Consider the following 21,109-nt stretch of genomic DNA (forward strand, 5'->3'; position numbering starts at 1 on the left):
TTCCTGCGCCAGACGGAAGACCAATGACTTGCATTCATTTTGGCCTTCCACCTGTTCGACTTGCCAACCTTTGCCTTCGATCAGTCTTTCGACGTCAAAAGCCCTATGACAGCCGAGTGGTCTCCGAAATCATCTCGGTCCGCATTGCGCGGTCCGCATGCCGCGGAGACCAGTCTTCGAGTATAATCCGTCTCAAAAGGCCTTCACCTTCAAACTATACTCTAGCGCATTTCCGTTGGAGCATCCGCACCGATTATCGTCAATCCGGACGTCAGCACATCGGAAACAACCTGTACCAGCCCTAGCCTGGCTAGCGACAAGTCTGGATCGTTAACCTTAATAAAACGTAAGTCCGGGTTCTCCGTGCCTCTATTCCACTGCGAATGGAAGGCGCTGGCGAGGTCATAAAGGTAGAAAGCAAGCCGATGCGGCTCCTGATGAATGGCCGCAGCCTCGATCAGGCGCGGATATTCGGCGAGCTTGCGAACGAGCGCGATTTCGCTCTCATCGGTCAGCTTGTCGAAATGCGCGGCCATGCCGACCCGGTCGAGATCGGCCAGGCCAAGCTGGTCCGCGGCCTGACGGAAAACCGAATGGCACCGGGCGGACGCATATTGCACGTAGAAGACCGGATTGTCCTTCGACTGCTCGGTCACCTTGGCAAAATCGAAGTCCAGCGGCGCATCGTTCTTCCGGTAAAGCATCATGAAACGCACCGGATCGCGGCCAACTTCATCAACGACATCGCGCAGCGTGATGAACTCGCCTGCCCGCTTCGACATGCGCACCGGCTCGCCATCGCGGAACAGCTTGACCAGCTGGCAAAGCAGCACGGTGAGCTTGGCCTTGCCGTCGGAAACGGCCCTCGCAACCGCCTCCAGACGCTTGACATAGCCGCCATGGTCGGCGCCCAGCACATAGATCATCTCGTTGAAGCCGCGGTCGTACTTGTCCTTGAAATAGGCAACGTCGCCGGCAAAATAGGTGAAAGACCCGTCGGACTTCATCAGCGGACGGTCGATATCGTCGCCCACTTCCGTCGAGCGGAACAGGGTCTGCTCGCGGTCTTCCCAATCTTCCGGAAGCTGGCCCTTCGGCGGCGGCAGCTTGCCCTTGTAGACATGGCCCTTGAGCGTCAGATCGTTGATCGCATTGCGAATCGCCCGCGCATGATCGACATGCAGCTTGCGCTCGGAGAAGAACACATCATGATGCACGTTGAGCGCATCGAGATCGGCGCGGATCATCGCCATCATGGCGTCGATCGTGCGGTCCTTCACCAGAGCGAGCGCCTCGGCTTCCGGCATTTCCAGAAGCTTCGTGCCGAATTCCTTCGCAAGCGCCTGCCCGACCGGGACAAGATAGTCACCGGGATAAAGACCGGACGGAATCTCGCCGATATCCTCACCCAGCGCCTCGCGGTAACGCAGCATGACGGAGCGCGCCAGCACATCGATCTGCGCGCCCGCATCGTTGATGTAGTATTCCTTCACCACATCATAGCCCGCAAATTTCAGCAGATTGGCCAGAACGTCGCCCACGACAGCACCCCGGCAATGGCCGACATGCATCGGGCCGGTGGGGTTTGCCGAAACATATTCGACATTGACCTTCGATCCGGCGCCAAGCTTTGAACGGCCAAAATCCGTACCTTCGTTCAGCATGGCGGAGAGTTCGCGCTGCCAATAGGTGGCCTTCAGACGCAGATTGATGAAACCCGGACCGGCGACATCGACGGTTTCGACATCCGCATCCGAGGCAAGAGCGTCGGCAATGCGGCCAGCCAGTTCACGCGGGTTCTGGCCGACAGCCTTGGAGAGCACCATTGCCGCATTGGTTGCGATATCGCCATGGGAAGCGTCTCGCGGCGGCTCGACACCGATGCGCGAAAGATCAAGTTCGCCACCGTCTTTCGGTTTCAGATCAATATCTTGCAACGTCTTTTTGATACGTGCGTCGAAATCTGCAAAGATATTCATGGTCTGTCCTGTCAGGCTTACGCCGGGCTTTGTTTCGTCGCATTGTCCAACGCAAAACCGCTTCGCACTTTTGCTGGAAATGCTTTGTTCTATCGCATTGTCCTACGCAAAACCGCTTCGCACTTTTGCTGGAAATGCTTTGTTTCATCGCATTGTCCAACGCAAAACCGCTTCGCACTTTTGCTGGAAATGCTTTGTTTCCCGCATTATCCTACGCAAAACCGCTTCGCACTTTTGCCGGAAATGCTTTGTTTCGTCGCATTATCCAACGCAAAACCGCTTCGCACTTTTGCTGGAAATGCTTTAAATTCCCTGCGGAACCCGGCCCGTCCGCCGATAGATGCCGCTTCGTTTGGCCCCGATTAAGCTAAATCGGGTGTGCGGTCAAACAATCGTCGGTGTTCTCGCACGGCATAATTGTCAGTCATCCCCGCCAGATAGTCTGCAACCCGCCGCGCCCGCGCCGCTTCATCGAGCGTCTCGCAGCCCGATTGCCATTCCGGCGGCATAATCGACGGGTCGGCAAAACAGGCATCGAAAAGATCCTGCAATATCTTGTCGGCGGCATGCCTGCGCACCACCACGCTGTCGTGGAAATAGAGGTTCTTGAACAGAAACCGCTTCAGCACCTTCTCATCGGCGCGCATGGCATCGGAAAAAGCCACAAGCGCGCGCGACTGGCCATGCACCTCTTCCACGCTTTGCGGCTTTGCCATGGCCAGGCGGCGCTGGGCCTCCCCGATCACATCTTCCACCATGATGGTGATCTGCCTGCGCACCAGTTCATGGCCGGTGCGAACAGGATCGAGATCGGGATAACGCGCCCGCACAAGATCGAGCAGGCGTTTCGTCAACGGCACCTCATCCAGCGCATCGAGGCTCAAAAGCCCGGCCCGCAAGCCATCATCGATATCATGGGCGTTATAGGCAATATCGTCGGCAATGGCCGCGCATTGCGCTTCCAGACTGGCAAAGCGCGTCAATTCCAGATCATAGCGTTCGTTGAAATCGAGAATCGGCAACGGAACGGCAATATCCGGATGCGTTGCATGGGGGCCCAGCAAAGGCCCGTTATGCTTGACCAGACCTTCCAGCGTTTCCCATGAAAGGTTCAGCCCATCGAAATCGGCATATCGATGTTCAAGCTTGGTCACGATCCTGAGCGACTGCGCATTGTGATCGAACCCGCCAAAATGCTTCATGCGTTCGTTAAGCGCTTCCTCACCCGTATGGCCGAAAGGCGTGTGGCCGAAATCGTGGACAAGCGCCACCGCCTCGGCCAGATCTTCGTCAAGCCGCAACGCACGCGCCAAAGCGCGCGCAATCTGGGCGACCTCTATCGTGTGGGTGAGCCGCGTGCGGTAATGGTCACCCTCATGCGCGATGAAAACCTGCGTCTTGTGCTTCAGGCGACGAAACGCCGTGGAATGGATGATACGGTCGCGGTCGCGCTGGAACGGCGTGCGGGTCGGGCTTTCCGGCTCCGGCACCAGACGGCCGCGGCTTCGTGCGGGATCGCAGGCATAGGGCGCGCGTTCGCGATAACCGAAGCCTATTCCTTCCAGCGACATTGCGATGCATCCTTCACTGTAATATGATAACACAATACTGTTGCGAGCATTGACTTCCCCGGTTCGCGTTCATAGCTATCAGTTCATCATGAAGGCAAGTATGCGACTATCGGAAATCTGGAGAAATCACCCGGCCCGATATTCGCAATTGCAAACGGAACAAGGCAGATGACAGGCATTACCGTTTCAGATTCCGCAGCAAGGCGGATCGCCAAGATTCTCGGATCGGAACCGGGAAAGACTGCCCTTCGCGTTTCTGTCGAAGGCGGCGGGTGTTCCGGTTTTTCCTATAAATACGATCTGGTCGACGAGCAGACCGACGACGACATCGTCATCGAGAAGCTGGGCGCCAAGGTGCTGATCGATTCCATTTCGGTTCCCTATATGGATGGTTCGGAAATCGATTTCGTCGACGACCTGATGGGACAGTCGTTCCAGATCCGCAATCCGAACGCAACCTCGTCCTGCGGCTGCGGAACCAGTTTCGCCATCTGATCGGCGCTTGAGAGCAATTCAAAACCGGCTGCCAATCGACAGCCGGTTTTTTCATGATTGCCGGAAATGACTGGACTCAGACCTTGACCGAGGCAACCGTCGCCTCGATATGGTCCACCAGGGCATCCGGCAGGCCGAGACGACCGGCCAGCATATCCAGATAGCCGCGCTCGGCCCGGTTGTCGGGGTCGATTGCAAGGCGTGAGGCCGTATAAAGCTCCACCTTCTGCTCCTCGGTCTGCGCAGCCGACACCAGAACAGCGATATCGACAGGATCGGCCAGCTCTTTTTCAAGAAATGCCTCCGCCTCATCGTCAAGACCGGAAATCTTCACCTTTTCCATGATGCGCGCGCGTTCGGCATCGTCGATATGGCCGTCGGCCTTGGCTGCGGCAATCATCGCCTGCACGAGCGTCAGCGCAAAACTGTTGCTCATGGCGGGAGATTGCGGATGAAAGGGAGAATCGGCCGGCGGCGACGGAAGAAGCTCCGGTTCCTTCGCCACCGGCTGCTCAGCCGTCTGCGGCGCCTGGCCGGATTTGTAGTTCTTGTAGGCGAGATATCCCAACCCGGCGATCGCAGCGATGCCGCCGACAGTCGCCACATTGCCCGCAAGCTTGCGCCCGGTCTTGGTGCCAAGAATGGCGGCGGCGATGGCGCCCGTCGCGAGCGGGTTCTTCTTTGCCAGGTCTGTCACCTGCCCGGCCTTGTCGCGGACGCTTCCCGACATACCGGGTACTTGCGATCCCAGAAACTGTTCGAGAAGTTTCTTGGCGTCGAACATTCGAATATCTCCTGTTTGGCTCCTGTCCAGAGCAGATAGGAACGCAAAACCGCCAATACAAAGGGTCCGGCGTCGAAATATCAGCGGATATTGAAATTGCGGCGGGAGAAAAGCTGTGGCGCGCGTTTGCGCCCTGCTTGCCCTCACCCTCCCAAGCGCATAATCATAGCGACATGAAAATCGCGACCTGGAACATCAACGGCGTCAAAGCCCGCATCGACAACCTCCGGCACTGGCTGAAGGAATCTTCGCCCGACATCGTCTGCCTGCAGGAAATCAAGTCGGTCGATGAACAATTTCCGCGTCTGGAGATCGAGGCGCTCGGCTACCATGTGGAAACACATGGCCAGAAGGGCTTCAACGGCGTTGCGCTCCTGTCCAAAAAATCGCCCGATGAGGTCAATCGCGGCCTTCCGGGAGACGATGGCGACGAGCAGGCGCGCTTCATCGAAGGCGTCTATTCGACGGACAAGGGCGTCATCCGTGTCGTTTCGCTTTATTTGCCGAACGGCAATCCGATCGATACCGAGAAATTTCCCTACAAGCTTTCGTGGATGCAGCGGCTCGAGCTTTGGGCAAAAGACCGTCTCGCCCTTGAGGAACCGCTGGTGCTTGCCGGTGACTATAACGTCATTCCCGAGCCCGAAGACGCCAGAAACCCTGCCCTGTGGACCGGTGATGCGCTTTTCCAGCCGCAATCGCGCCAGGCCTTCCGCAGGCTTGAAAATCTGGGCTTTACCGATGCCATTCGCGCATCGACCGACGATGGCGGTATCTATTCGTTCTGGGATTATCAGGCCGGCGCCTGGCAGAAAAACAACGGCATCCGCATCGACCATCTGATGCTGTCGCCGGAAGCGGCCAATCTTTTCCTGTCAAGCGACGTGGAAAAGCACGTCCGCGCCTGGGAAAAGCCGTCCGATCATGTGCCGGTGACGATAAGGCTTTCAGCCTGAAAACGGGCCTGCCCCAAGAGGTCGATCAGAAATCGCCCTTGGCGACATAGTTACTGGAAAGAGCAACCGCATTGCGGCGATCCGCTTCACCGGCAATCGAGAATGCCTGTTCCTGCATATCGCGTATCCAGGAGCAATCCTCTGCCGGGCAGCGCTCGAAAGCAGCCGTCATCAGGGCAAGGCCGCGCACGGTCTTGCCGGCCTGAAACAGCATGTTGCCGAGCATGGCCTGCGCACCGGCATTGCCCTTCTTGGCCGCAAGCTGGAACCAGCGTGCCGCCTGAACGGAATTGCGTTCTCCGCCATCGCCATCGAGCAGCATCTTGCCCAGCTCGAACTGGGCCTCGGGATCACCGAAATTGGAGGCCGCCTGCACATAAAGATTGCGCGCCATGTCCGGATTGGCATTGACCGGCGAACCCGGAATGCCGCGCTTTACATAGCCTGCCAGCGCGACGAGGGCATCAGCCACATAGGAATCGTTTTCCGAGCCCGGCTCCGAGCCCTCGCGAACGATCTTTTCGAAAATCTTGTAGGCTTCGTAGTCGTTTTCCGGCACGCCGTCGCCATCGGCATACATGCGCGCCAGTTTCCACTTTGCGCCCTGATGGCCGCGATCCGCCGCATAGCGCAGCGCCTTGATCGCCTCGTCCTTATGGCCGTTCTTGTAGGCGGAAAAGCCGAACTTGAAGAGTTCGAACGGGCTTCTCGACTTTTCGGAATTGTCGTTCAGGTCGAAAGCAAAGGCGCTGTTGCAGGCAATGGCTAGACCGAGTGCCATGGCAAGAGCGCTATATGAAAAACTGCGGATACGCATCACAACGCTGGTCTTTCACATTCGGAGGAAACAATCATAAAAGACAGAATGCACGCTGTTTTCGTCAAGACTGCGACCCGATCTTGGCCGAAAAAAGCCCGGCCATCGCGCGGACGGACAAAGGCGGCGTGAACAAGCTTTGCCCTGTTCCCATCCGGTTTGCCGTGCAACAACACACCCTTCGTCATTTCTGCCTATCCTGCTGGAGCTTATCGGCTCGCAATCGTTTGACGGCTTCTGCCTTTCCATGAGCGGTGACGCCTGTTTGTGGCGGGAAATGGGCAAAATGCGCCTTGCCACTTTCTAGCCTAAAGCAACGGTAAAGACTGTTGCTAATTGACAACAAACCGACTGTTGTTGCGCGCAACAGTCCGCCCATGTTGACGCGAGCGGCGCGAGATCACACTCTCATCATAAAATGACGGATGCCACGAATTCCAAGGGAGCCGGAAAGCCGCCAATGAGCAAAAACCGCCGTCCCTACAGGCGTTCCTATCGCCCGGCCCGCAAAGGCAAAAGCATAAGTTTTCGTAGTATCTTATTGACTATATTACTTTTTTCTTTTCTCATCCTGCTGATTGTCCATCTGCCGATCAGGTCCGCCCCCAGGGAGGCCCTGAACGGGCCGGTCTATGTGATCGACGGCGATACAGTGGTGCTGGACCGCATACATATACGGCTCAAGGGCATCGACGCGCCGGAGATGCGCCAGCAATGCAGCAGGGCGGCAACGCCCTATTATTGCGGCAGGGAGGCTCGCAACATATTGCGGGCAAGAATTGGACGGGCAGCGATTCGGTGCGAGAAGGAAGGACGCGATCAGTACAATCGCGATCTGGCGCGTTGTTACCTGGGAGAAATTGACCTCAACCGGTGGATGGTCGAACAGGGCTGGGCCGTCTCCTATGGCGATTATCAGCGCGAGGAAAGCGACGCCCGGCGCAACAAGCGCGGCATCTGGGCCGGACAGTTCCAGCGGCCCTCCCAATGGCGCAGGGAACACCGCGATCCGGAAAACGCACAGCCGTCGACAGCCCGTCGCCGCTGGCTGTAATCGGCGCCGCATTCACCTATATAGAAGAGAGCATGTTCGAATGCTCCTCGACATGACCCCGCCCCGCAACCGATGGAATGCGCCGATAGACCTCATGGAAAAACCAGACGCGCTCAGTCGCTCGATCCGGGCCTGCCGTATCTGCCGCGACACACCTGAATTTCCGCCGCCCCTGCCGCATGAGCCCAATCCGGTCTGCATCGTCTCGGACACGGCGAAGATCGCCATTTGCGGCCAGGCCCCCGGCATTCGCGTGCACAATACGTCCCTGCCGTTCAACGACCCGTCCGGGGATCGCCTGCGCCAATGGCTGGGCGTATCGCGCGAGGCGTTTTACGACCCGTCACGCTTTGCCATTGTCCCGATGGGCTTCTGCTTTCCCGGCTATGACAGGCATGGCGGCGATCTTCCGCCGCGCCGCGAATGCCGCCGGACCTGGCACGACCGCGTTTTCGCGGCCATGCCGCAGCTGGAATTCGTGCTGGTCGTCGGGCAATATGCCCTTGCCTATCATTTGCCCGATTATCGGGGCCGCAATCTGACGGAAACCGTCAGGAACTGGCGGCATTTCATGGAAACCCCGAACGCAGCCGGGCGCATAGCCCTGCCCCTGCCGCACCCTTCCTGGCGCAACAGCGGCTGGCTCAAGCGCAATCCGTGGTTCGACGCAGAAGTCGTGCCCGTTCTCCAGGCAAAAGTCCGGGACCTGACGGGCGACGGCAAATAATTTTTACTCCCTTCGTTTTCATCAGAATATTTTTCCTGTAACTTCGCATCGTTGCGAACCATAAGGTATGACGTTTCATCTATTCGCATAGTTCGGGAAACGATTTCTAAAACCGGGAACGGAAACGCATGGACAGGCTCGACAGGAAGATACTGCGCTTATTGCAGGAAGACGCGACACTGGCGGTGGCGGACGTTGCCAAGAAGGTTGGCCTTTCCACCACGCCATGCTGGCGCCGCATCCAGAAACTCGAGGAAGACGGCGTCATCAAGCGCCGTGTGGCCATTCTCGATCCGGTCCGCGTCAATGCGCGGGTGACGGTGTTCGTTTCGGTGCGCACAAGCTCCCACAGCCATGAATGGCTGAAGCGCTTTTCCGAAGTGGTTCAGGAGTTTCCTGAAGTGATCGAGTTCTACCGCATGAGCGGCGATGTCGATTATCTGCTGCGCGTGGCCGTGCCGGATATCGCCGCCTATGATGCCTTCTACAAGCGCCTCATCAGCAAGATCGAAATCCGCGACGTGTCCTCATCCTTCGCCATGGAGCAGATCAAGTACACCACCGAATTGCCGCTCGATTACATGGTGCTCGACAAGGAAAACAACTGAGGCTTATAAGCCCTTGATTTAAAAGAAAAGCCCGCGATAGAGCGGGCTTTTTTCGAGGATGCCTGCGGGCATTATTTCGAGCCGGATATGCCAGCCTGTTCGAATGTGGCCATGCCGGCATGGCAGAGCGCCGCCGCCTTGACGATGCCGGCTGCGAGCGCGGCACCCGTTCCTTCACCAAGGCGCATTCCAAGATCGAAAAGCGGCTCCTTGCCCATCTTTTCCAGAAGCCTGCGGTGGCCCGGCTCGGCGGAAACATGGCCGAAGAGGCAATGATCGATGGCTTCCGGATTGGCGGCATAAAGAACCGCGGCGGCAGCGCTTGCCACAAAACCATCGACGATGACCGGAATTTTTTCCATGCGCGCGGCAAGAATTGCACCAGCCATGGCGGCGATTTCACGCCCGCCGAGGCGGCTCAACACTTCCAGCGGGTCGCCGAGATGCGCCTGATGAAGCGCAACGGCCTGACGAACGGCGGCAAGCTTGCGCTCAAGCAGTTCACCCGTCGAGCCGGTGCCCGGCCCGACCCAGTCTTCCGCCGTGCCGCCGAAGAGCGCCAGCGCGATTGCCGCTGCAATCGTGGTGTTGCCGATCCCCATTTCACCGATGCACAGGAGATCGGTTCCACCGGCAATCGCTTCCATGCCGAAAGCCATGGTCGCCGCACAGGTGCGCTCATCCATGGCCGGTTCCTGCGTAATGTCGCCGGTCGGATGTTCCAGCGCCAGATCGAAAACCTTCAGCCCGAGATCGTTGGCAATGCAGATCTGGTTGATGGCCGCGCCACCGGCAGCGAAATTCTCGACCATCTGCGCCGTCACGCTGGGCGGAAACGGGGTGATGTTCCGGGCTGTGACGCCATGATTGCCGGCAAACACGGCGACCAGCGGACGGTTGATCTGCGGCGTGCGCTTGCCGGTCCATGCGGCAAGCCATGCCACGATCTCTTCCATGCGGCCGAGAGAACCGGCAGGCTTGGTCAGTGTCGCCTCACGCTCGCGAACCGCCCTTTCCGCCCCCAGGTCGGGACCCGGCAGATTTCGGATCAGTTCTCGGAAATCGTCGAAAGGCAGGCCGCTGGCGCTCATAGGTTCAGTCCAATCAATCATGGGAGGTGTAAATTCGTTGGGCTCGTCCTATAAGCACTGACGCGAATTTTCAAATCACCTCTTTGAGCTGAAGCAATATTGAGGCGAATTATCGCGAGAACGCCGCTCGGGAAACAAGGTGGAACAGTCACTTGCAGCGAAATAGTCTCATTGGCGATATGATCCGGTGCCTGGGCTTCCTGAGCCGCCTGCCGCTGCCGCGAAGCTGGTTCCGGAATGGCGATGATTCGCTGCCGCGCAATGCCCGCGCCTTTCCGCTCGCAGGTGCGGTTCTGGGCCTGCTGGCCGGTGCTGTGCTTTTCATGGCCGACAGATTGAACCTCCCGCCCCTTGCCTGCGCGCTGCTTGCCATTGGGGCGCTGGCGGCAATGACCGGCGCGCTGCATGAAGACGGCCTCGGCGACACCGCCGACGGTTTTTTCGGAGCGTCTTCCCCCGATCGCCGGCTGGACATCATGAAGGATTCCCGCATCGGAACGTTCGCCGCGCTGACGCTGATCGTCTTTGTCGGCCTCAAAGTCGCCCTGCTGATGGCGATCATCGACCGTGCGGGCGCAGGCCATGCGGTGCTTGCGCTGATCGGCTGCGAAGCGGCAAGCCGCGCGGGCCTGCTGGCATTCTGGCACGCCCTGCCCTCGGCGCGTCCCGGCGGGCTTTCCGACAGCGTCGGCCAGCCGCAATGGGAAACCGTCGTCTGCGGTTTCGGGATCGGACTGGCCATCCTTGTCGTCACACTCCTGCCAGCGGGCGGTCTTCTCGCGCTCATCGATGCGCTGGTGCTGGTGACAGTTCTGCTGTTCGGCTTTGCCCGGCTTTGCATGGCAAAAATCGGCGGACAGACGGGCGATACTCTGGGGGCGGCGCAGCAGATCAGTGCCCTTGCGGTTCTCGCCGGGCTTGTCATGGCGCTGTGACGCAACCACATTGCATCCATGGACACGACAACCATCGCATCCCCGTGCATCCTTGTCTGCACGATCGATCCGGAAACCGGCTTCTGCCTCGGCTGCGCGCGGACGCTGGATGAAATCGCACGCTGGTCCAGCATGGATGCGGACGAGCGATCGGCCGTGTGGGCGCTTCTCGCCGACCGGCATGAAATCATTGTTGAAAAGAGAATTGGCTGATGGGGCGTTTTTTCTGGCTCATTATTGCAGCGCTTGCGATTGTCGTCCTGCTGCTGATGTCGAACAATGACAGCGGCGCGACGCTGGGCGTGGACAATGACATGTTTGCCCGCGCGGCCTATCTCGGCATATGGGGCGTCGTTCTTGCCGCCGGCCTGCTCGGCTCCGGCATCAGGCTGACCGACTTTGCGCGCAACATGGCCATGTGGGCCGTGATCATTCTCGGCCTCGTTGCAGGCTATCAATATCGCTATGAATTGCAGGACGTCGCAAGCCGCGTCACAGCCGGGCTGATCCCCGGAAGCCCGATTTCAGGCCGCAATGCCGATGGCACCCTGACCGTCACGCTTGCCAAGGCGGCGAACGGTCATTTCGAGGTCAATGGGCGCGTGAACGGCGCCCGCGTTCATTTTCTCGTCGATACCGGCGCATCCTCGGTCGTCCTGTCACAGCAGGATGCCGAGCGCGCAGGCATAGACACCGCCTCGCTCGACTATTCCGTTCCGATCATGACCGCCAATGGCACGGCACGGGCCGCCACCATCACCCTCGCCACCTTGCAGATCGGCGATATTGAACGCCAGAATGTGCGCGCCATGGTGACGAAGGAAGGCCTGATGACCGGCAGCCTGCTCGGCATGAATTTTCTGCAAACGCTCCGCGGCTTCACCGTGCGCGGCGACCAGCTTATTCTGATTGATTAGAGCGCCGATCTGATCGAAGCAGGATAAGAAATCAGTCCAGTGGACTGATTTCCCTGCGTAGGCGCTTCCCACTTTTCGGGATGCGCTCTATTTCTTTGTTTTGACGCGCATCTTATCCGATCGAAGCAGGATAAGAAATCAGTCCAGTGGACTGATTTCCCTGCGTAGGCGCTTCGCACTTTTCGGGATGCGCTCTAAGCAGCCTCTGCCGCCGCTTCTGTCACAACGGCATAGGCCTCACGCAGCACGTCGCTCGTCGCGCCCGGTCTGGTGGCATCCGTCGAAAGCATCTGCCGCCAGCGCCGCGCGCCCGGCTGGCCGGTAAAGAGCCCGACCATATGGCGGCTCACATGCGAAAGCCTGCCGCCTGCCGCAATGTGGCGATCACTATAAGCGCACATGGCGTCAATGATATCGGCCATCGAAGTATCCGCCGGTTCGCCGCCATAAAGGCGCGCATCCACCTCCGCCAGAATCTCCGGATTATGATAGGCGGCGCGACCGAGCATGACCGCATCGACCTTGCGCAAATGCATCCCGGCTTCATCGAGCGTATTGATCCCGCCGTTGATGCCGACGAAAACATCGCCGAGCCGCTCCTTGAGCCGATAGACGCGATCATAATCGAGCGGCGGAATCTCGCGGTTTTCCTTGGGCGACAATCCTTTCAGCCAGGCCTTGCGGGCGTGGACCCAAAGCGCATCGGCGCCAGCGGCAAGCGTCATATCGGCCAGGGTGTCGAGCGCCGTTTCCACATCCTGATCGTCAACGCCGATACGGCATTTGACGGTAACGGGCACGCAAACGGCTTCCTTCATGGCTGAAACGCAACGCGCCACGACATCCGGTGTCTGCATGAGACAGGCTCCGAATGTGCCGGACTGCACGCGGTCCGACGGGCAGCCGACATTGAGATTGATTTCATCATAGCCGTAATCGGCGCCGATCCTGGCTGCCTCTTTCAGCTTCGCCGGGTCGGAACCGCCAAGCTGTAACGCCACCGGATGTTCCGCCGCATCGAAACCCAGCAACCGGTCACGCGGCCCGTGGATGATGGCATCCGCCACCACCATTTCAGTGTAGAGCAATGCGCGTCCGGAAAAGAGCCGGTGAAAATAGCGGCAATGCCTGTCCGACCAGTCGATCATGGGCGCAACGGCAAAGCGAACATCAGGATAGTTACAGGTTTTTGATTTTATTTCAGTCATTTATACGACAATCCTGAGAATGCGGTCCAGCCGCAATCAACGCTTTCGACATGTGTTCACATTCGGATGGGTGCCAAAAGCCACAATTGATCGAAATGTTCAAGTTTTGCCATTATTGCGGCCGCCTGCGCTCAATATAGTGAACGAACGCGAATTTTCATACCCGATGCAACAAGTCTGGGTGCACGATACTGTCTTCTCGCCAAATAGGCACTATGATCGCGTGCGGTAGCATTCTTCCGATTCTCATCTGCGCAATTCAAGGACATTCGGCGTGACCTCCTTTTCCCCCTTCGGCAAATCATTCGATGCGTTTCTGTTCGACATGGACGGCACGATATTGAGTTCCATCGAAGCGACCGAGCGGGTGTGGAGCGAATGGGCGATACGCCACGGCATCGATCCGGTCACGTTTCTGCCGACCATTCACGGCGTCCGGGCAGTCGAAACGGTGCGCCGCCTGGCGCTACCGGGCGTGGATCCAATCCGCGAGGCGGAAATATTGCTCCAGGCCGAGATGGCCGATCTGGACGGGATCGCCCCCATCGACGGCGCTTATGACTTTCTCAGTTCACTGCCTGAAGACCGTTGGGCGATCGTCACGTCAGCCCCGCTTGAACTGGCGATGCGCCGCGTTGCAGCGGCAGGACTTCCGATGCCGAAGACCATCGTTTCCGCCGAAGATGTGGAGCGCGGCAAGCCCAGCCCCGAATGTTTCCAGCTTGGCGCCAGAAGGCTTGGCTTCGATCCGCACAACTGCCTTGTGTTCGAGGATGCGCCAGCCGGTATCGTTGCGGGAGAAACCGCAGGCGCCAGCGTGGTCGTGGTGACGGCGACGCATCCGCATTCGCCGGAAACATCCCATCTCAGCATCGAAAGCTATCGCTATCTCCAGCTCGATATTCTGGATAACGGCAGGCTGGCGCTGGAACCGACCACGCCAATCGCTGTGGGTTAGATGACCCGCCGTCCTTCCCGCCAGACGGTGCGGATGATCGGAACATGGTCGGCGATCTGCACCCGGACCACATCGGCCCGCTTGCCCTGGACGATCTCGCCGCGATCCTCCAGCCCGACGGCCTGAGCCGGGTTGGCGGAAACCAGACGAATGGCTTGCGGCAGCGAGATATTGTCGACAACATCGGCGAGAAAGAACGCCGACTGCATCATGCTGGCCGGGATATAATCCGACGATATGATGTCGAGATGTCCGGCTTCGGCCAGCTCGCGCGCGGAAACATTTCCCGAATGCGAGCCGCCGCGCACGACATTCGGCGCGCCCATCAGCACCGACATGCCAGCGCCCTTCGACGCCTTCGCAGCCATGTGCGTCGTGGGAAATTCGGCAACGCGTATGCCCTGCGCCTGCGCTTGCGCGACATGGTCCGCCGTCGCATCGTCATGGCTTGCCAGAATGACCCCGCGCCGGTGGCAGAGGTCAGCAATCGCCTTGCGGTTGGGGGCGGAATATTGCCGGGACTGCCCGATACGCTTCTCGCAATAGAGCCGAAACTCTTCTTCCGAAAATTTCAGCTTGCGGATGAAGTAGGTCTTGTAGGTTTCGATATCCGTGAACTGACGCTGCCCCGGCGCGTGATCCATCAGCGATACCAGCCTGACCAGCGCCTGATTGCCGAACTGCTCGAAGGCCGGAAGGCAGTCCGGCGCCGAAACCTCGCAGCGCAAATGCAGGAAATGATCGGCACGCAGGCGGCCCGCATCGCGGCCCTCGGCGATTGCCGCCGACAGCTTGCGCATATCATCGATACCCGTTTCGGCTTCGTCATCGAAGCCGATGCGCAGGGCATCGAATACGGTCGTGATGCCGGAGGCGGCAATCTGGGCGTCATGCGCCTGCACGGCGGCAATCGGGTTCCAGCGCACTTTCGGACGCGGCGCATAGTGCCCTTCGAGATGATCCGTGTGGAGTTCGACCAGTCCCGGCGTGAGAAAGTCGCCCTCCATATCCTCACCGATACCGGATGCGCCGGCGGAAATATCGGCGATCCTGCCATCCACGAATTGCAGGGAACCGAGAATCACATCGTCGGAAAGCACGATGCGGGCATTGCGCAAAACCGTTTCATTTGCCATTGCCTACGGCCTCCCAACCGCTCGCGAGGCCCGCGCCGATGCAACCTTGCCGCCGGTCAGAGGATGCAGCGAATGTATTTCGAAAGGTGCCCCTTTCTCAGCTTCCACGAACAGAGCGAGATTCGCAACCTCCACGGCATCGTCCAGAACCGGCGTGAAGAAATCGTCCAGCGTCCGCTCCACATGGGCGCGATCCTTTTCGGCCACCGGGCCGGTCAGGGTCATATGAAAGCGGAACTCCTCGAAAACGTAAGGATATCCCCAGCGCTCGATATTATGGCGCTGCGCATCGCTGAGCCGTTCCGGCCGACGCCTGGCAATTTCAGCCTCGTTCAGAGGTGCGCGAAACCGGTCGAAGGCAACCACAACATCATTGGCCAGCTGGTTCAGTTCGGCAACCGGCTCTTCCGGCACGAGCGCGAAGAACGGGCCGATCGCGTGCAGCATCAGGCGGGGAATGGTGACGGGCGACGCCGACGATGTGAAATGAATCAGGGCCGAAAGCAGATCGTTTTCGGTGAGCCCTTCCGCCAGACGGAACGGTGCCTTCATCGTCGCATGAAAACCGTAGCGGCGCGGCTCTTCGGTCAAGCGAACGATTTCATCGCTCGGCAGAGAGCGGATCGCGGGCATCTTGACCGGCTCACCGCTGAACGCATTGCGTCCGAGCCAGTTTGCGGCAACCTTCAAAAGCGCATCATTGGATGGCGGCGTGAAATAAATCGCATAACGCATGTCAAAATCCTTGGGCGAGCTTCGCGAGCAGCGTCAGCGAAACTCCACTATATCAACGAGAGCATTTCCCGATTCCGGGGACGATGCGTTCGGCAGATGCTTACACAATGAATGTGGCAAGTCGATAAAGCTGAAATGACCCTACCGGCAAAATGCGGACAAACCAATTTTACATGGGCGAAAATTAGTATAGGCGTTAGCCGCATTGGAAGTGAGGAGAGGAATATGGGCGGATTTGCGTCTATCGGCGAATGCATGATCGAGCTTTCAGGCAATGAAGGCGATCAATGGCGCATGGGTTTTGCGGGCGATACGCTGAATACGGCCTGGTACATGCGCGCCTTGACGGAAAAATCCTACCCCGTGGAATATGTCACGGCCTTTGGCGAAGACAGTTTTTCCCAGAAACAGCGCGTGTTTCTGACGTCGAACGGGATCGGCATTGCTCATAGCCCCATTATCGGCGGGCTGCATCCGGGGCTTTACGCGATCACGCTCAACGGTGCCGAGCGCTCCTTCACCTATTGGCGCAGCGACGCCGCCGCAAGGCGTCTTGCCAGCGACCGCAAAGCCCTGGAGAAAAGCCTCAACGGCCGCGACATCATCTATTTTTCGGGCATTTCGATCGCCATTATCCTGCCCGAGCATCGCGAGACGTTCTTCGATGTCCTGCGCGAATGCCGCGCCGCCGGATCGCTTGTCGCCTTCGACCCGAATTTCCGCCACCAGCTCTGGCCCGACCGCACAATCGCGCAAGCGGTCATCAGCGAAGCCATGCGCATCGCCGATATTGCCCTGCCCACATTTCCCGATGAACAGGCGCTCTTTGGCGACAAGGACGCCAGCGCCTGTGCTGACCGCCTTGCCGCGCTCGGCGTGAAGGAGGTCGTCGTGAAGGACGGCACGCAACCCGCGCTCGTCGTCACCGGCAATGAAAGGGTGCAGGTACCCTCGGTCGTCGCGCAGGCCGTCGACACCACCGGCGCCGGCGACAGCTTCAACGGCGCCTATCTGGCCGCGCGCCTCGCCGGATTGCCGCCGGTGGAAGCGGCCCGCAAGGCGCATCGGGTTGCGGCGCGCGTGGTCGAGATTCGCGGCGCGCTCGCTCCGATGGAAACCGCGCGCGCCGCTTTTGCGGATTGATCAAAGCATGTCTCCCCAAAACCGGTTCCCACTTTTGGGAGACATGCATTAAAGCGTCTCGCGCGAGAAGCTGAAATGGCTGGTCTGGGCGTATATTTCGCCCGGACGCAAGATTGCCTGCGGGAAATAGGGATATTCCAGCGATCCCGGCCATATCTGCGGTTCAAGACAGAAGCCCGCATGTTTGCCATAGGGCTTGCCCGTCAGGCCGATGCAATCATTGGCCATGGTGTTGCCGGCATAGAACTGCACACCCGGCTCCGTCGTCGCAATATCGAGGCGGATGCCGGAGCGCGCACCCCTGACCGACGCGCAGGGGCGGAGCGGTCCACGGGCCGCCGCCAGGCAGAAATTGTTGTCATATTGAAGCTGAACGCCCTTTTCCTCAAAGCGAATCGGGCGAAACTCCCGGAAATCATATGGCGTCCCCCTGACCGGCAGAACCCGCCCGTCGGGAATGAGGGCATCGTCGACCGGCAAATAGGCGTCCGCATCGATCCTGAGCCGATGATCGAGAATATCGCCCTCGCCGCCATCGTCGAGATTGAAATAGCTGTGGTGCAGCAGGTTGCAGATGGTGGGCTTGTCGGTCACGGCCTCCAGCCGCACGATCAGCGCCCCCTCCTCATTGAGCATATAGGTGCAGCTGACATTCAGATTGCCGGGAAAACCCATCTCGCCATCCGCGGCCATCGTTGCCAGCGTGACGAAATCCGGGCCGGTGCCGGTTATCGTCCAGACGCGGTTGCCAAGCCCCCTGCTGCCGCCATGCAGATTATGCCGACCCTGGAAATTCGGCTCCACCGTATAGGTCGTTCCGTCCAGATCGAACCGGGCATTGCGGATGCGGTTGGCCGAGCGACCGGCAATCGCGCCCAGATGCGGGGAATGGGCGGGATAATCGGCAAAATCGCGATAGCCGATCACCAGCGGGGCCGCATGGCCCTCCATGCGCAGGTCCTGAATGGCCGCGCCCCAGCTCAGGATCCTGGCTGTCAACGGGCCGTTGGAGATCGTGAGCCGGTGAACCGCCTGCCCGTCCGGTGCATATCCAAAGATTTCCGAATTCAATTTCGCCCGCCTGTAACCGATGCTGCGATGAGACCTCCATGAAGCCGCATCCATGGACGCGACGCAAGACATATCATCGTTGAAATGCTGATTTTAACCTCATTCGGATTCAGCGTGCAAACAAGTATTTTTCCCACTATCTTCTTGCACTGGACAGATGAGAAACTGTTCAAATAAGTATGAGCAATTTTTATTACTAAATTAGAGGCATTTAAATGAAAACAAATTTCCAGAAAGTCATGCCTTATATTTTCAGCGAAGAAGGCGGATATGTCGACAATCCCGCCGATCCGGGCGGGGCAACCAATATGGGAATCACCATTGCAACCCTGTCGGCATGGGAGGGGCGCCAGGTATCGCCCGACGATGTCAAGGAAATGCCCCGCGCCACCGCGACCCAGATCTATCGGGCGGAATTCTGGGACAAGATCGACGGGGACGACCTGCCTTCCGGCGTCGACTATGCCGTCTTCGATTTTTCGGTCAATTCAGGCCCCGGACGCGCGGCAAAAGCCCTGCAGGCTGTTCTGGGCATGCCGGAGGACGGCGTCATCGGAGCGCAGACCGTTGCGGCGGCGAACATGCGCTCGCCGGACGATATCATCAATGCGCTGTGCGATGCGCGCGCCGCGTGGCTGGAGGGCCTGGCCACGGCGTCGACTTTCGGGAAAGGCTGGCTCGCCCGTGTCGAGCGGGTGCGGGCGCGCGCGCTGGCGCTGGCCGCCAATCCGCCGGTTGCCCAGCCGTCGCAGGCGGTGGGCGATGTCGCGCCCAAGGCCCGGCAGGCCGACATGGCCTTCACATCGGCCTTGAAGCACCCGGAAGCATTGGGAACAATGGGCAGCGTCGCCTCCGGTCTTGCCGCCATCGCCTCGGGAAACGGCCCGGTGCAATATGCGCTCGCGATCGTGATGGTGGCTTGTGCCGCCGTGGGGCTCTGGTACTTTGTCAGGCGTGTCAGGAACGAGCCGTAGAATGCAGCCCTGATAACCAGGTTTTGAGAATATTTCCAAAACCGGCATTTGCCTTTATGTTGCGCTTCGCATGTTGTGCGGCTTATATGCGCTTTTGAAAGCTCGGTGGCTATGAAAGTAATATGACTTTCCCTGCCACCGGAAAAACGCTACAGCATCGGCCCAAAAATCGGAATCGATTTTTGGAAGGCACGATGCGTAGGTTCAATAGGCTGAAGCGACCCTTGTGCGTCCAAATGGACGCACAAGGGTCGCTTCAGCCACGCGCAAACAGTCAAATGCGTGCCAACCGTGGCAACGCCCGTGAATAAAGGAATCGAAACTTGTCCTCTACTTTTGACAAAGTCGCCGACATCATCGCCGAGACCAGTGAAATCGACCGTGACACCATCACGCCGGAAAGCCACACCATCGATGATCTCGGCATCGACAGCCTCGACTTCCTCGACATCGTTTTCGCCATCGACAAGGCTTTCGGCATCAAGATCCCGCTTGAACAGTGGACGCAGGAAGTGAACGAGGGCAAGGTTCCGACGGAAGAATATTTCGTTCTCAAGAACCTCTGCGCCAAGATCGACGAACTGGTCGCAGCCAAGAAGGGCTGATAGCGCGCATTAAAGCGGCGAGAGCATTTCCTGCCAAAGCGTGAGACGGTTTTGCGTTCGGGAATGCCTCTGGAAAATTGGGGTGAACAGCAGTGTTCGCCCTGATTCCGTTTCTGGAGCAGTGTCAGCATCGACGGACGAACGGGACCCATGCAGAACAACAAAGTCGTCATAACCGGCATCGGCATCATTTCCTCGCTTGGCGAAGGCGTGGACGCACATTGGGATGCTTTCTCGACAGCCGGCACGCAGCCGCGCCTCGAAAAGCAAGCTTTTGCGCCCTACACCGTTCACCCGCTGGGCGAGGTGGACTGGAGCCTGCAAATTCCAAAGCGCGGCGATCAGCGCCAGATGGAAACCTGGCAGCGCCTCGGCACCTATGCCGCGGGCCTTGCCCTGCAGGATGCGGGCATGAAGGACGACGAGGCGCTGTGCGCGACCATGGATATGGTCGTCGGTGCCGGCGGCGGCGAGCGCGACATCACCGTCGACATGCAGATTCTCGATGAAGGACGCCAGTTCGCAGATCAGGACAGCAATCGCGGCGTGATGCTCAATCAGAAGCTTTCCACCGAACTGCGCCCGACGCTCTTTCTGGCCCAGCTTTCCAATCTTCTGGCCGGCAATATTTCCATCGTTCACAAGGTCACAGGCTCGTCCCGCACCTTCATGGGCGAGGAAGGCTCCGGCATTTCGGCCATCGAAACCGCCGCGGCCCGCATCCGCACCGGCCAGAGCACCCATGCGCTTGTCGGCGGTTCCTATAATTGCGAACATTTCGACATGATTCTCGGCCATGAGCTTGGCGGCCTGCTCAAGCATGACGGCTGGGCGTCGCTCTGGAGCCGCGACGGCTCGGCCGGCGGCGGCATGATTTCCGGCTCCGGCGGCGTATTCCTTGTTCTGGAAAGCGCGGATCATGCGCAAAAGCGCGGCGCCCGCGCCTATGCGCGGATTGCCGATATCGCAAGCGCGCAGATTCGCCGCAGCGATGCCGACCTCGAAAAAACCGTGCGCGACCTCGTGCTTGCCGCCAATGGCGGCGAAAATCCGGCCTATGTGGTTTCCGGCGCATCGGGCGCGCATGCGGCGACCGCTGCCGAAAAGGCGGCGCTCGACGGTGTTTCGGCTGCCTATCGCGGCATTAGCGGCCTGACCGGCCATCTGCGTGAAGCGCAGTTTCCGCTGGCGCTGGCGCTGGGCGCGGTTTGCGTCTGGAAAGGCGAAGCCTTCGCGCCGCTCGATGCCGCCGAACAGCCTGTCGGCGGCGCGGTCAGCGAAGCCATTGTCACCACCGTCGGGGCAACCCGCGCCGAAGGCGCCGCAAAGCTGGTGAGAGCATAAG

General features: G+C 59.1%; 22 protein-coding genes. 13 read left to right on the top strand and 9 right to left on the bottom strand.

Annotated features, from left to right (window positions below; genetic code table 11):
- Nucleotides 1-221: 221 nt before the first annotated feature.
- Nucleotides 222-1,979 (bottom strand): arginine--tRNA ligase, encoded by a 1,758-nt coding sequence (gene argS / locus AVM02_RS03530; protein WP_411505646.1) that lies wholly within the window; start codon nt 1,977-1,979, stop codon nt 222-224.
- 362 nt (nt 1,980-2,341) lie between these two features.
- Nucleotides 2,342-3,550, bottom strand: a complete 1,209-nt coding sequence (locus AVM02_RS03535) for a deoxyguanosinetriphosphate triphosphohydrolase (protein ID WP_411505647.1) — start codon at nt 3,548-3,550, stop codon at nt 2,342-2,344.
- A gap of 168 nt (nt 3,551-3,718) precedes the next feature.
- Here AVM02_RS03535 and erpA point away from each other — a divergent pair, with 168 nt between their 5' ends.
- Complete coding sequence (erpA, locus tag AVM02_RS03540) at nt 3,719-4,045, top strand: iron-sulfur cluster insertion protein ErpA (RefSeq protein ID WP_411505648.1); 327 nt, start codon at nt 3,719-3,721, stop codon at nt 4,043-4,045.
- 76 nt (nt 4,046-4,121) lie between these two features.
- Here the strand turns inward: erpA and AVM02_RS03545 are convergent, their stop codons facing one another.
- Nucleotides 4,122-4,829 (bottom strand): tellurite resistance TerB family protein, encoded by a 708-nt coding sequence (locus AVM02_RS03545; RefSeq protein ID WP_411505649.1) that lies wholly within the window; start codon nt 4,827-4,829, stop codon nt 4,122-4,124.
- Between the two features lie 173 nt (nt 4,830-5,002).
- On the opposite strand from AVM02_RS03545, the gene xth reads away from it, so the two are divergent.
- Nucleotides 5,003-5,785: an exodeoxyribonuclease III gene (gene xth, locus AVM02_RS03550; protein WP_411505650.1), complete on the top strand. Its 783-nt coding sequence runs from the start codon at nt 5,003-5,005 to the stop codon at nt 5,783-5,785.
- A gap of 25 nt (nt 5,786-5,810) precedes the next feature.
- Here the strand turns inward: xth and AVM02_RS03555 are convergent, their stop codons facing one another.
- A complete protein-coding gene (locus AVM02_RS03555) occupies nt 5,811-6,602 on the bottom strand; it encodes a tetratricopeptide repeat protein (RefSeq protein WP_411505651.1) in 792 nt (263 codons plus the stop codon).
- A 460-nt stretch (nt 6,603-7,062) separates the two neighbouring features.
- On the opposite strand from AVM02_RS03555, the gene AVM02_RS03560 reads away from it, so the two are divergent.
- The 3 genes from AVM02_RS03560 (at nt 7,063) to AVM02_RS03570 (ending at nt 8,991) form a co-directional block, all read left to right on the top strand.
- Nucleotides 7,063-7,656: a thermonuclease family protein gene (locus AVM02_RS03560; RefSeq protein WP_411505652.1), complete on the top strand. Its 594-nt coding sequence runs from the start codon at nt 7,063-7,065 to the stop codon at nt 7,654-7,656.
- 85 nt (nt 7,657-7,741) lie between these two features.
- On the top strand, nt 7,742-8,383 hold the full coding sequence (locus AVM02_RS03565) for a uracil-DNA glycosylase family protein (RefSeq protein ID WP_411505742.1): 642 nt from the start codon (nt 7,742-7,744) through the stop codon (nt 8,381-8,383).
- A gap of 128 nt (nt 8,384-8,511) precedes the next feature.
- Nucleotides 8,512-8,991, top strand: coding sequence for an Lrp/AsnC family transcriptional regulator (locus tag AVM02_RS03570; protein WP_183649979.1), 480 nt, complete (start codon nt 8,512-8,514; stop codon nt 8,989-8,991).
- Between the two features lie 71 nt (nt 8,992-9,062).
- On the opposite strand, the gene cobT is transcribed toward AVM02_RS03570, so the two are convergent.
- A complete protein-coding gene (gene cobT, locus AVM02_RS03575; RefSeq protein WP_411505653.1) occupies nt 9,063-10,082 on the bottom strand; it encodes a nicotinate-nucleotide--dimethylbenzimidazole phosphoribosyltransferase in 1,020 nt (339 codons plus the stop codon).
- Between the two features lie 152 nt (nt 10,083-10,234).
- Here cobT and AVM02_RS03580 point away from each other — a divergent pair, with 152 nt between their 5' ends.
- Genes AVM02_RS03580 through AVM02_RS03590 form a run of 3 tightly spaced genes read left to right on the top strand, consistent with a single transcriptional unit; the run spans nt 10,235 to nt 11,934 of the window.
- Nucleotides 10,235-11,017, top strand: a complete 783-nt coding sequence (locus tag AVM02_RS03580; protein ID WP_411505654.1) for an adenosylcobinamide-GDP ribazoletransferase — start codon at nt 10,235-10,237, stop codon at nt 11,015-11,017.
- 18 nt (nt 11,018-11,035) lie between these two features.
- Nucleotides 11,036-11,230, top strand: coding sequence for a DUF1289 domain-containing protein (locus AVM02_RS03585; protein WP_411505655.1), 195 nt, complete (start codon nt 11,036-11,038; stop codon nt 11,228-11,230).
- Nucleotides 11,230-11,934 (top strand): TIGR02281 family clan AA aspartic protease, encoded by a 705-nt coding sequence (locus tag AVM02_RS03590; protein WP_411505656.1) that lies wholly within the window; start codon nt 11,230-11,232, stop codon nt 11,932-11,934. Before AVM02_RS03585 ends, AVM02_RS03590 begins: the two co-directional genes overlap by 1 nt.
- Nucleotides 11,935-12,128: 194 nt before the next feature.
- Here the strand turns inward: AVM02_RS03590 and dusA are convergent, their stop codons facing one another.
- Entirely contained in the window at nt 12,129-13,142 is a 1,014-nt protein-coding gene (dusA, locus tag AVM02_RS03595; protein WP_411505657.1) for a tRNA dihydrouridine(20/20a) synthase DusA, read from the bottom strand.
- A gap of 274 nt (nt 13,143-13,416) precedes the next feature.
- On the opposite strand from dusA, the gene AVM02_RS03600 reads away from it, so the two are divergent.
- Nucleotides 13,417-14,100, top strand: a complete 684-nt coding sequence (locus AVM02_RS03600) for an HAD family hydrolase (RefSeq protein WP_411505658.1) — start codon at nt 13,417-13,419, stop codon at nt 14,098-14,100.
- Here AVM02_RS03600 and AVM02_RS03605 read toward each other — a convergent pair.
- Together AVM02_RS03605 and AVM02_RS03610 are read right to left on the bottom strand one after the other, a co-directional pair.
- Nucleotides 14,097-15,236 carry an alpha-D-ribose 1-methylphosphonate 5-triphosphate diphosphatase gene (locus AVM02_RS03605; RefSeq protein ID WP_411505659.1) on the bottom strand — a complete coding sequence of 380 codons (1,140 nt, stop codon included), beginning with the start codon at nt 15,234-15,236 and terminating at the stop codon, nt 14,097-14,099. The genes AVM02_RS03600 and AVM02_RS03605 overlap by 4 nt on opposite strands.
- Before the next feature lie 3 nt (nt 15,237-15,239).
- Nucleotides 15,240-15,971, bottom strand: coding sequence for a DUF1045 domain-containing protein (locus AVM02_RS03610; protein WP_411505660.1), 732 nt, complete (start codon nt 15,969-15,971; stop codon nt 15,240-15,242).
- A 225-nt stretch (nt 15,972-16,196) separates the two neighbouring features.
- Here AVM02_RS03610 and AVM02_RS03615 point away from each other — a divergent pair, with 225 nt between their 5' ends.
- Nucleotides 16,197-17,114, top strand: coding sequence for a sugar kinase (locus AVM02_RS03615; RefSeq protein WP_411505661.1), 918 nt, complete (start codon nt 16,197-16,199; stop codon nt 17,112-17,114).
- Nucleotides 17,115-17,162: 48 nt separating this feature from the next.
- Here the strand turns inward: AVM02_RS03615 and AVM02_RS03620 are convergent, their stop codons facing one another.
- Complete coding sequence (locus AVM02_RS03620) at nt 17,163-18,185, bottom strand: aldose epimerase family protein (RefSeq protein ID WP_411505662.1); 1,023 nt, start codon at nt 18,183-18,185, stop codon at nt 17,163-17,165.
- A gap of 215 nt (nt 18,186-18,400) precedes the next feature.
- On the opposite strand from AVM02_RS03620, the gene AVM02_RS03625 reads away from it, so the two are divergent.
- The 3 genes from AVM02_RS03625 (at nt 18,401) to AVM02_RS03635 (ending at nt 21,108) form a co-directional block, all read left to right on the top strand.
- A complete protein-coding gene (locus AVM02_RS03625; protein WP_411505663.1) occupies nt 18,401-19,159 on the top strand; it encodes a glycoside hydrolase family 108 protein in 759 nt (252 codons plus the stop codon).
- A 323-nt stretch (nt 19,160-19,482) separates the two neighbouring features.
- Nucleotides 19,483-19,764, top strand: coding sequence for an acyl carrier protein (locus AVM02_RS03630; RefSeq protein ID WP_002963985.1), 282 nt, complete (start codon nt 19,483-19,485; stop codon nt 19,762-19,764).
- A gap of 150 nt (nt 19,765-19,914) precedes the next feature.
- Nucleotides 19,915-21,108 carry a beta-ketoacyl-ACP synthase gene (locus AVM02_RS03635; RefSeq protein ID WP_411505664.1) on the top strand — a complete coding sequence of 398 codons (1,194 nt, stop codon included), beginning with the start codon at nt 19,915-19,917 and terminating at the stop codon, nt 21,106-21,108.
- Nucleotide 21,109: the final 1 nt, after the last annotated feature.

The sequence above is a fragment of the Brucella anthropi genome (assembly GCF_046630315.1).
GTDB classification, from domain to species: Bacteria; Pseudomonadota; Alphaproteobacteria; order Rhizobiales; family Rhizobiaceae; genus Brucella; species Brucella anthropi_A.

Coding starts and splice junctions, on each gene's coding strand:
- AVM02_RS03545 (WP_411505649.1), bottom strand. CDS start 4,829: ATGTTCGACGCCAAGAAACTTCTCGAACAGTTTCTGGGATCGCAAGTA.
- erpA (WP_411505648.1), top strand. CDS start 3,719: ATGACAGGCATTACCGTTTCAGATTCCGCAGCAAGGCGGATCGCCAAG.
- AVM02_RS03555 (WP_411505651.1), bottom strand. CDS start 6,602: ATGCGTATCCGCAGTTTTTCATATAGCGCTCTTGCCATGGCACTCGGT.
- AVM02_RS03560 (WP_411505652.1), top strand. CDS start 7,063: ATGAGCAAAAACCGCCGTCCCTACAGGCGTTCCTATCGCCCGGCCCGC.
- AVM02_RS03570 (WP_183649979.1), top strand. CDS start 8,512: ATGGACAGGCTCGACAGGAAGATACTGCGCTTATTGCAGGAAGACGCG.
- AVM02_RS03610 (WP_411505660.1), bottom strand. CDS start 15,971: ATGCGTTATGCGATTTATTTCACGCCGCCATCCAATGATGCGCTTTTG.
- AVM02_RS03625 (WP_411505663.1), top strand. CDS start 18,401: ATGAAAACAAATTTCCAGAAAGTCATGCCTTATATTTTCAGCGAAGAA.
- AVM02_RS03615 (WP_411505661.1), top strand. CDS start 16,197: ATGGGCGGATTTGCGTCTATCGGCGAATGCATGATCGAGCTTTCAGGC.
- AVM02_RS03605 (WP_411505659.1), bottom strand. CDS start 15,236: ATGGCAAATGAAACGGTTTTGCGCAATGCCCGCATCGTGCTTTCCGAC.
- AVM02_RS03635 (WP_411505664.1), top strand. CDS start 19,915: ATGCAGAACAACAAAGTCGTCATAACCGGCATCGGCATCATTTCCTCG.
- AVM02_RS03585 (WP_411505655.1), top strand. CDS start 11,036: ATGGACACGACAACCATCGCATCCCCGTGCATCCTTGTCTGCACGATC.
- xth (WP_411505650.1), top strand. CDS start 5,003: ATGAAAATCGCGACCTGGAACATCAACGGCGTCAAAGCCCGCATCGAC.
- AVM02_RS03535 (WP_411505647.1), bottom strand. CDS start 3,550: ATGTCGCTGGAAGGAATAGGCTTCGGTTATCGCGAACGCGCGCCCTAT.
- AVM02_RS03590 (WP_411505656.1), top strand. CDS start 11,230: ATGGGGCGTTTTTTCTGGCTCATTATTGCAGCGCTTGCGATTGTCGTC.
- cobT (WP_411505653.1), bottom strand. CDS start 10,082: ATGAGCGCCAGCGGCCTGCCTTTCGACGATTTCCGAGAACTGATCCGA.
- argS (WP_411505646.1), bottom strand. CDS start 1,979: ATGAATATCTTTGCAGATTTCGACGCACGTATCAAAAAGACGTTGCAA.
- dusA (WP_411505657.1), bottom strand. CDS start 13,142: ATGACTGAAATAAAATCAAAAACCTGTAACTATCCTGATGTTCGCTTT.